The organism is Proteus alimentorum (assembly GCF_002607735.1).
Taxonomy (GTDB): domain Bacteria; phylum Pseudomonadota; class Gammaproteobacteria; order Enterobacterales; family Enterobacteriaceae; genus Proteus; species Proteus alimentorum.
The window spans coordinates 1-9,424 of sequence record NZ_NBVR01000041.1; the positions used below are offsets into that span (position 1 = coordinate 1).

Here is a 9,424-nt window from a genome sequence, read left to right on the forward strand (position 1 = left end):
AAAGGACTGAGTCCAGTTCAATACCGAACTCAGTCTTTACCTAACTAATTTAAACTGTCCAATAAACTGGGGTCAGTTCATAGTGCCGTTGAGCCGTCAGGCTATAGCACTACTCGAAAAGCTAAAAGAATACAGTGGCGATAATCGCTGTTTATTCCCCGGTGATAGGGATCCCAATAAAGTCATGAGTGAAAATACGGTAAATAAAGCACTCCGAGTTATGGGCTACGATACAAAGACAGAAATCTGTCACCATGGCTTTAGAACAATGGCCCGTGGCGCTATGGGGGAATCTGGGCTTTGGGCTGATGATGTTATTGAGAGACAGCTTAGTCACTTGGAAAGAAACAACGTTAAAGCAGCTTACTTACATACATCACACCATTTAGATGAGCGTCGCCTTATGTTGCAATGGTGGGCCGATTACCTAGATGCTAATAGGCAAGGCTTTATTTCGCCTTACGACTACGCCAATCCACAGGCAGGGGATAACATCCCCACCACCTATATGTAGTTAACTACTGTTTTAGATAATTAGGTTTTTAAATACTTTTATATATAACTGTTCATACTGTTCACTTTTATATAAATATAGTAATTAATTGTTTGATATTATTAATAAATTTTAGGGTGAACACTTTGGCTATAAGTGTGCATCAGTGTTCACTAGTGTGCACTTCTAAAAGCTGGTGGGTGTTAGATAACCCTGCCTGAAAATTACCGCTTCAATTTGCAAAATACTACCTGCTTAAAATTCAATTCTACCGAATCGGTAGAATTAATATAAATCAGTATGTTATAGGCTATTCGCTTTATCTCTTTCATATTGCTAAAATGTACTAATTGGTACAGAAAAACACAGGTCACTTTATAACCGCCACTATAGAAAACTATAGGCGTAAAAATGCAAAGAGATATACAGAAGATACTTTTACATTGGGGTGGTTGGGTAGTCCGTGGTCGCTCTGGCCTTGGTTACTCGTCTGTTGCCGCTGGATTTAAAGGCTTAATGAGCCGCACGAGTATTACTAAGCTGTCATGCTGTGACGAGGACGGGCTTATTATTGATGGTTGCATTGCTAAATTGCGTAATGTCCAGATGGAACAAGAATGTGACTTTATCGAATGCTACTACGCTAAAGGCATGTCCAAACGTTCTATAGGCCGTAAGTATAAGCTGAATGAAAGCGAAGTCCGTAAACGCATGGCGATAGCTGAGAGCTTTATATTAGGTTGCTTAACCGCTGTAGATGAACCTTTAGAACTAGATTTACTTTACGGCTTTCCCTGCCACCAGCAACTCGTACAGCCACAAAATGCCGCGGCTCTTAGATAACCCTGCCTGGCATATGCAAAGCCTTGATTACACTACTGAGGTAACAGGGCTATAGTCTTTCACTTTCAATAGATTACCCTTCATTTTTGCCGATTAGCTCACGGGCTAAAAATATCTTTATTACACAAGTTGCGATTTTTTACTTGTTTGAATTTAACTTAATGTTACTTAGAATGGACTTATCGCTACTTAGTGCATAGACCTTAAATAGATGAACCAAATTTGGGTCATGATAAAAATCAAATAGTTAAGGCTGATTCCGTCGATTCAACGGAATTAAGCAAAATCATACAGATACCCGTAGCACAAACTTGCGTTACTAGAAACTTCAATAAATTAAAATTGATTGTGCTAAAACGGAATAATTAAGTTTTATCAACAGATTAACGATGACTCAAAAGCGAGTCATTATATAAATCATATAGTTATGTCCGTAACCCAAAATTGGGTTACTAACCATATCAACAAGTTAAATTATGGGGGCCGGTGGAATGGGAAAAGTACAGGCAATATACCAGATTAAAATTACGCTGAACGACATGAAACCGCCCGTATGGCGACGTTTGATAGTGCCTAGTACGATTGCTTTAAACGAACTCCATCACGTCATACAAATTGCTATGGGATGGGGTAACTATCATTTGTATTGCTTCGAAAAGGGTAATCTTCGTTATGGCGAGGAGCTAGACGAGTTCTTTGATTCGAGTTTGAAAGATAGTACCAATGTTCCACTCACGGTGTTACTTCGCAAAGAAAAGGATAAATGCCTTTACGTGTATGACTTTGGCGATTATTGGGAACACACTATTTTACTCGAAGCGGTTATACCTGCAGAGGGCGATAGCTCACCTATTCCATTATGTGTAAAAGGTAAGGGCACGTGTCCCGTAGAGGACTCTGGCGGTATTTGGGGCTATGCCGAAATGCTAGAAGAAGCACGGTCATTAACTAATCCTGATAGAGCGGAGATCCACCAGCATCTTATGGCTGATATTGATGTACGTGAATATAACCTAGAGGCTATCAACGAGCGGCTTATGCAATTTTATTCGTAGTATAACCCTGCTCGGAACTTACTATTGACGGTAAACTTTATGAGGGAACATTTTATGAGTGATAATTCAGTATGGTATGTGGTAGGTAAAATTATCAATGAAACCTCAGGATCAATATCTTTATTAGTAATATTTTCCTCCCTTACGTATTTTTATTGGATGCTGTCTAAAGATAAGAGACGGGTAAAATATCTTTGTTGGATTCTCTGTGTGATAACATTGATAATTGCCACACCAATCATTACCTACCTAAAAGCAGCATTTTCTGACGGCTTCACGGATGCCGGCTATTCACCAGTTTTAGGGGTTACTTTTGCGTGGGTTATTATTGCTTTTTGTTGTTTAGCCGCATTAATGACACTTACGTTGGCTTATAAATCAAATCGTGATAGTGAATAAAGTTAAACTTTGTATTCATAGTGTGATTAATTTCTAGATGGTATTAGTTTTTGACTAAATAATATAGCCCCGAAAGATTATAACGAGGCTATATTAATTTAGATTGATTATGAACGAATTGGTATAGATGTTTGAGGCTGTATAGGTACTAAAATTTTATTATATGCTCTTAATATCTCATTATATAAATCTTGATGCTTCGCCGCTTTTACAGTAATGATTAGAGCATATTTAATTTTGTCAGCTTTATTTCCAGGAACACTTCCTCCGAACTCCCTAGCATTATAATGTATGTCAAATACAGGATTTTTTAGGGTGGTGCCTAGCATATTTTTGGATGCATGAAGAACGGTTTCCCATTTACCCATATCGGAACGTTGTTCGCTTTCAGTTGCAAATTTTTTCAGTTCGAAAAAACCTGCGGTTTCAGCGTTCTTTTTACCATCTTTAATCCTAGAGTCATTGGGTCTAAAAGATACCTCTAAGCCAGCTTTTGTATATGATGCTGAGTCTTGTGGGTCTGTAGCTGTTGCGTAGCAGAAAGTTGCCGTTAAATTTATTTTTCCAGTTAAACCTGAGATTGGTAATGGAACTGGAGCTCTTAAATATTTACCGGGTTTTAATTCTCCTTGATATACAATGCGAGCTACACCATTAGGGCTAACAATAATGTCATTTAAGTCTTCGGGCACTTTGCCCCACCCAACTTCAACATTAGGATGATCTTTATTTTTTGATGAATGAATCAATAAGGCTTTAATTGCTAGTAAGTTTAGATCGTTTCCTAAAATGGCTCTTATACCTACAGCATTTCTTAGTGCGTATGGAGCTGCAAAGCTAGTACCGCGCTCGGGGGTAATGTTAGGTTTAGAACCTGTCGTTAGAACATGAAAATATTCAGATGTTTCACCACCAAAAGCTACAACATCGGGTTTCATTACACCAGGACTTCTCCCCGGTCCAATCGCACTATAAGAAGCTTTTTGCCAGTTATTATCATTGGTTGAATCAGACGCACCAACAGCTAAAGCATTTACACAATCAGCAGGGATTTGAATTCTAGCATTTCCTGACTCTCTATCCATGTCCCCATTATTCCCAACGGCGACAGTCATTAGAGTTTCCCCATCGCTTAGAAGATCGTCAATAACAGATGTCCAAGCGTGAACTTCAGTATCTTCAATTGGTAAATCAGGACCTAAGCTTAAATTTAAAAATTGATATTGCCTAGAGAGTAAAACTTCTTCGATTAGTCCTAAAGTTCGGTATAATTCTAAGGGGTCTTCTTCATATGTTTTATTATCTAGAACTCGTAGATTATCAATATATGCATATGGGATTGGTGGTTTCACATTGCTTTTTATTGGACCAAATAAAAATGCAGACGAAACACCTAGACCATGTTCTAAAGCATCAGGATCATCATTAGCACGCTCGTCTAATACTCTATATGATTTTACCCACGGTTTAATAGGGTGTTTTTCAGGCAATCCACCATCAAGTATTGCAACTTTGATATCATTTGATAGTGGAGCTTCACTTGGTAAAGTGCATGGTATTGCGGTACTTGATGCTCTTCTTAAAGGCCTTAATCCCCTTAATTTAGGAACCGCTCTTATTACCCTTACGAATGTAAACTGAGCCAGTTTTTTTATAGAAGATATATTACCTTGCACGGGTAAAAACCATAAAGAGCCCGCGGTAAAGGCTAAGCTTGAGTGTACTGTTATATCCAATGATTTAGCATAATCTATAAATTTACTCTGGACAAAATCTTCACCATCAGTTTGAAGAAGATGAATCCCTACTTCAAAATGCGTCTCTTGAGAATTTTCAGGGAGTATAAGGCGTTCTTCGGGTAGAAAAGCTTCAAATTCTTCTATTCTAGCGAAATCAATTGATTCAGCAGAGTTATATTCTAAGTCGTGGACCCATTCAGATAAATTTCTAAAGGCAGAGCGTTTGCCAGCTACAAATAACTGTGTGGTTGGGTATTCAATAACATCAATTTTTCTTTTCCATTTTTCGGGTACAATTTTTACAGTTTTGCTACCCACAGATTTTAAACCAGTATTCCGTAACATTGCAGTAGGGAAATAAGACCTTGCAATATAGCTAGGGTTCATTGTCAATTTAGCTACAGCGTAATCATGAGGGCAAGAGTGCGCGGCTAATTTTTTAAACATATCGTTAGCAGTTTGTATTTGAGGTACTAAACGTTTTTTTGCTTCCGCTAGTGTATAAACCTCAGATTTATCCATTCTTCTTTTTGGTGAGGGAATATCATGTGTTAATAGTTCACCACGACCGATCAAAAAATTAGTATTAGCCATATAATTTCCTTACTAAAGCTCGTTAAGCAGCACTGTATTTTCTAATGGTGTCTCTACTAACACCTGTTAAGTCTGAGATTGCATGCTGAGATAATTTAGAGTTTCTACTTAAATTAATAGCGATATTTCTTTTTTCTGTTTTATCTAGTTCTGATAAACCACTTTTAATAAAGTCTTCAATTAGAATTTCATCAGATGCTATACCTAAAGCTATTGAACGACGAAATTTGTTAATTGAACGTTCAATATTGCTGAAAGACTCATCTTTAAATAGGATTACAAGAATATCTATCCATCGAGCAAAAATGGCGTAATCTGCACCTAAAAAGCGTTGTATAGCTTCTTTGATTGTTTCGCTATTCGGCTTTTCAAAGTGAAGTACAAGGTCAAAACGTCTCCATAATGCAGGGTCGATTAACTCTTCATAGTTTGTTGCTGCGAGCAATAGACTCGAAGAAGGCCATTGATCAACTTCTTGAAGGATAACGGTAACTAAACGTTTAAGTTCGCCTACATCTGAATCGTCACTTCTTTTTTTAGCTATTGAATCTATTTCATCCAGTAATAGAACACATGGCCCTTTTTTAGCAAAATCTAAGGCTGCCCTAAGATTGTTACCACTTTTTCCTAAATAGCTGCTCATTACTGCGGTTAGGTCAAGTACATAGAATGGCACACCTAGCTTTTGAGCTAGCCAGCTTGCTGTTAATGTTTTACCAACCCCAGGGGGGCCAACAAAGATAGCTGAACGAGTTGGCTGCAATCCGAGCTCTTCTAGTTTATTAATATTTTTACGTTCAAGAATTAGTTGGTCTAATGCGTTTTCAATTTCGAAATTTAATAACGGCTTAGATATCACCTCTGGTGTTGGTGATGTTTTTAATAGTGTTAGTCTTGAATCTTCATCTACAGGTAAGGCTTCTGAAATTATATCGGGATGCGTAGCTGCCTTGCGTAAACTTTGAGTCTTCTTAGCTGGTTTGCTACGTAGATATAAGTCCAGTTGTTCCGATAGCTCAGGCATGTTCTCTCGATACTTGCGTACAAGCCGAGCTACATACAGCCTAACATCATCGTACTGCTCGTTGATAACCAACCTTACCAATTGGGCTAAATCAGCCTGAATTCCAATTAATTCGCCCATTTTCTATAAAACCTCTTTTTTATCAATATGTTAAATTTTGTTGATTTGGACTATTTTTATAGTATCTCACTTTTTTTGTTTTATGGATAGCAAAACCTATATATATTTACAGTTGTTAAGTTAATGGGCATTACCGAAGAACTTTCATTTGTAATAAGGAGATATAACTGTATTTTTTATAAAGTCGGTTTAAAAAAAGAATGATAAGAGAGTATAAACTTGTCTATATAGAGGGGCATTCACGATGGGCTCGATATTTATATGAGTTAGTTACTATATGGTAGGATGGTTTTTGAACCATGTTAAAAATCGCAAATGAAAAGTTTAATGGAGTTTCATCTTATGGCCATGTTTGAGTATGCAGAAAGTAATGAGACAGGGCGATTACTTCATATAGATGATGCTGCTAGAGGGAAAAAGTGTAATTGCGTTTGCCCTGGCTGTGGCGATCATATGATTGCGAAACAAGGTAAAGTTAAAGAACACCATTTTGCACATGCAACATCAGAGCAAAGCTATTGCTATATGACAATGGTTCATCGTTTTTTTCAAGAATACTTTTCTGGACAGGAGTTTTTAGATATACCCGCAACTAAGTTATCGGTTTTGGATAACCAAGTAGATATACCTCGTAGAAAAGTTAAAGTGCTGAATGCTCGGCTTGAAGCAACAATAGGGAATTATCGGGCAGATGTTTTGCTGCTTACTAGTATCGGTGAAATAGCGATTGAAGTTTATGTTACCAGTAAAAGCAAAGATGAAAAAATACATTATTATAAGCGGAATAGTATTGCGGCTATCGAATACGATTTTAGTGGTTATAAAAGCCGAACGATAAAGGAAGCTAAGAAAGCTTTTGAAACAGGTAGGATTAGAACGAAAATTATCCAGTACCCTAAATATGAATACTATCTATCCAGAGTGAAAAAAGAAAAGGCGTATTTGGTTGATGCTATAAGTAATAGGATTAATCAAGTGGTTTCTCAGGATGAGAATATTTTGTATATACCTGCATTTAAACATTTATTAAATGTAAATTATAAGAGTGAGTGGCACGATTTAAACTTAACGTTTGTTAAAGAATGTATCACTAAATTTGATAGGATGGATAAAAATTATTTTAATGGTATCCATTATATTGATTGCGTAAGAAAGAATGCGTTTTTAAAGGTGGTATATCTACCTATCGGGAAAACTATCCCTGTCGAATTTCAACAGGCGAACTATAGCTTGCTTGTAAAACACATATCCTATGATGGTAAATTTTCTGAGGCCAGTTCATGGTTTCGCTACACTCCTTTATACAAAAAGTTAAAAGAATCAGATAATGAAATACATGATTACTTTAGTGCTGTTAGAGAGCTTGAAGAGTGCGTAGTGGAGTTATCTAACTTATATCTAGAGATGAATAAGGAACAGTTATATAAACGTTTTTACGGGAAATGGCGTAAATACCTAATTAAGAATAAGCTAGTAAGTGAAAATGCTAGCTATAGTGTTGGGGTTCCTGAACTACTAAAATGCTTTAGAAGTAATTCTAGTTTTTGGATGTTTAATTATTGGTCTGTTTTTATATTAACTAATTTGATTGAAATAATTGATGGTTATGAAATAGGTAGCCATATTGGCTATACGGATGTTTTTCATAAATTAACTAGTAGGTTTTATTTGACTAAAGAAGCTTCAATGATTTTTAGTTCGGAAATAGATGTTGAATATGTATCTGAAGGTAAAAAACACTTAATTTTAATACCTGATATAATTCAAGCAATGATATCTAACTTCATTAGTTATGGTCATATTCAAGCTTTTGAACGCTATTTCGTAAAGAAAGAAAATTTGCTACCTCTATTGGCTATTGAGTTCGATAAATTGAACTCTACTACAGTCTCCTAAAGGCTGGATAAATCCACAGTAAACAGTTATTATCCATTCACATGCCACCAGCGGCACATAATCTAAATTTGATAGAACTATCTCGACGGAGAGAAAAGCAGATAGCCTTACTGCCCGTTCTATCGAACCTCGTTATCATAAGGCGCATAGCGTAGTGGGCGAACGTGATGAAACCTTTTCTCTATCCTTTTGAGAACCCTACCATTGATCAGGCATTAAAGTATTTAAATGCTATGGATTTTCCTGTTGAAATAGATAAAGACCAGTTATTTTTATGGTGGAAAGAGAAAACTATTGAGCTTTGTTTTGACTGGGGGCGATTTTGGGCTAAAGGCCTAATCGAGCAATGGTATACAACTGATGAATATCAACAAATTAAAGAACAACGATCTGAGTTAGAAAACCGAAAGGATATGAGGAATGGAAAGTCATCTATTTTTGTGGCTAAAAGCTTAAGCGAGCTACGTAAGATAGAGGAAGCCAAATTAACCGAGTTAGAATACAGTGATGATGCTAAGAAATTAGTCGTACCAAAATACTCAAACTATATGATTTGGAAAGCTGGTGAGTTAGATGACCCTATCCCCCGTTTAGACTGTAAACCTTATGGTTCTGGTGATGATTCCTATATATATATAAAGAGGTTCCACACTATTGTGGTATTTGTGACCAAAGCTCTCAGCATTGGAAGAACATACGGGAAGTATTAAACAATGAAAGCTTAATCTTACCTAAAAGTGAAGCTGAAAAAATTTATAATATTTTTTACCCCGAGCAAGGCAACACTACTAGTGCGAAAGAAGATAAAAAAGAGGCACCGAAGAGCCTAAATTATTTGGCAAGATTCGCAAAATCTCTCATTCAAATACATTATGGCGAGGATGTCGCAAATAGCATTCAAAGTCAGTTAGCTAACCCTAATAGCGAAATTAATATTGATTTTAAAAATAAAAAGTTAAAAGCACCAGACGGAAAAGCTTTAGCTAATCATCTTAATGCGGTAGATGTAGATACAATCGATAACTAGCACATTTGGAATATTCCCGGCATATTGGAATATTCCATTTCAAAACACTTTAACCTTCTCGCTGTGTCCAATAACAGCTATAGAGGGTTAAATATGCCTAAAACATTTCTTAAATTACCGGAAGTCATGCGCCGTACTGGTGTCCACTTCCCTTAAAATAAGACAGCTATAATTAGATTTTCTGCCCTTTAATTTGCAGAGGTCATGATGAAAAAAGTCCGTTTTACTGAAACT

General features: G+C 36.6%; 8 protein-coding genes and 1 pseudogene. 7 read left to right on the forward strand and 2 right to left on the reverse strand.

Going from position 1 to position 9,424, the window contains the following annotated elements; genetic code table 11:
* Positions 1-73: 73 nt before the first annotated feature.
* The 4 genes and pseudogenes from B6258_RS16310 to B6258_RS16325 form a co-directional block, all read left to right on the forward strand.
* A pseudogene (locus B6258_RS16310) lies at positions 74-514 on the forward strand (tyrosine-type recombinase/integrase); the annotation flags it as partial.
* A gap of 390 nt (positions 515-904) precedes the next feature.
* Positions 905-1,336 (forward strand): antiterminator Q family protein, encoded by a 432-nt coding sequence (locus B6258_RS16315; protein ID WP_099076151.1) that lies wholly within the window; start codon positions 905-907, stop codon positions 1,334-1,336.
* Positions 1,337-1,827: 491 nt separating this feature from the next.
* Positions 1,828-2,391, forward strand: a complete 564-nt coding sequence (locus tag B6258_RS16320) for a plasmid pRiA4b ORF-3 family protein (RefSeq protein ID WP_276307786.1) — start codon at positions 1,828-1,830, stop codon at positions 2,389-2,391.
* A gap of 210 nt (positions 2,392-2,601) precedes the next feature.
* A complete protein-coding gene (locus B6258_RS16325; RefSeq protein ID WP_099076152.1) occupies positions 2,602-2,790 on the forward strand; it encodes a hypothetical protein in 189 nt (62 codons plus the stop codon).
* A 107-nt stretch (positions 2,791-2,897) separates the two neighbouring features.
* Here the strand turns inward: B6258_RS16325 and B6258_RS16330 are convergent, their stop codons facing one another.
* Entirely contained in the window at positions 2,898-5,123 is a 2,226-nt protein-coding gene (locus B6258_RS16330) for a S8 family peptidase (RefSeq protein WP_099076153.1), read from the reverse strand.
* Between the two features lie 22 nt (positions 5,124-5,145).
* Positions 5,146-6,267: an AAA family ATPase gene (locus B6258_RS16335; RefSeq protein ID WP_099076154.1), complete on the reverse strand. Its 1,122-nt coding sequence runs from the start codon at positions 6,265-6,267 to the stop codon at positions 5,146-5,148.
* Positions 6,268-6,609: 342 nt separating this feature from the next.
* Here B6258_RS16335 and B6258_RS16340 point away from each other — a divergent pair, with 342 nt between their 5' ends.
* The 3 genes from B6258_RS16340 (at position 6,610) to B6258_RS16350 (ending at position 9,190) form a co-directional block, all read left to right on the forward strand.
* Positions 6,610-8,163 (forward strand): competence protein CoiA family protein, encoded by a 1,554-nt coding sequence (locus tag B6258_RS16340; protein WP_099076155.1) that lies wholly within the window; start codon positions 6,610-6,612, stop codon positions 8,161-8,163.
* A gap of 167 nt (positions 8,164-8,330) precedes the next feature.
* Positions 8,331-8,873 (forward strand): hypothetical protein, encoded by a 543-nt coding sequence (locus tag B6258_RS16345; protein WP_099076156.1) that lies wholly within the window; start codon positions 8,331-8,333, stop codon positions 8,871-8,873.
* A gap of 125 nt (positions 8,874-8,998) precedes the next feature.
* Entirely contained in the window at positions 8,999-9,190 is a 192-nt protein-coding gene (locus B6258_RS16350; protein ID WP_099076157.1) for a hypothetical protein, read from the forward strand.
* Positions 9,191-9,424 lie beyond the last annotated feature (234 nt).

Bases quoted from the DNA above. Each gene is read 5' to 3' on its own strand.
- B6258_RS16315 (WP_099076151.1), top strand. From the start codon at position 905: ATGCAAAGAGATATACAGAAGATACTTTTACATTGGGGTGGTTGGGTA.
- B6258_RS16320 (WP_276307786.1), top strand. From the start codon at position 1,828: ATGGGAAAAGTACAGGCAATATACCAGATTAAAATTACGCTGAACGAC.
- B6258_RS16330 (WP_099076153.1), bottom strand. From the start codon at position 5,123: ATGGCTAATACTAATTTTTTGATCGGTCGTGGTGAACTATTAACACAT.
- B6258_RS16335 (WP_099076154.1), bottom strand. From the start codon at position 6,267: ATGGGCGAATTAATTGGAATTCAGGCTGATTTAGCCCAATTGGTAAGG.
- B6258_RS16340 (WP_099076155.1), top strand. From the start codon at position 6,610: ATGGCCATGTTTGAGTATGCAGAAAGTAATGAGACAGGGCGATTACTT.
- B6258_RS16345 (WP_099076156.1), top strand. From the start codon at position 8,331: ATGAAACCTTTTCTCTATCCTTTTGAGAACCCTACCATTGATCAGGCA.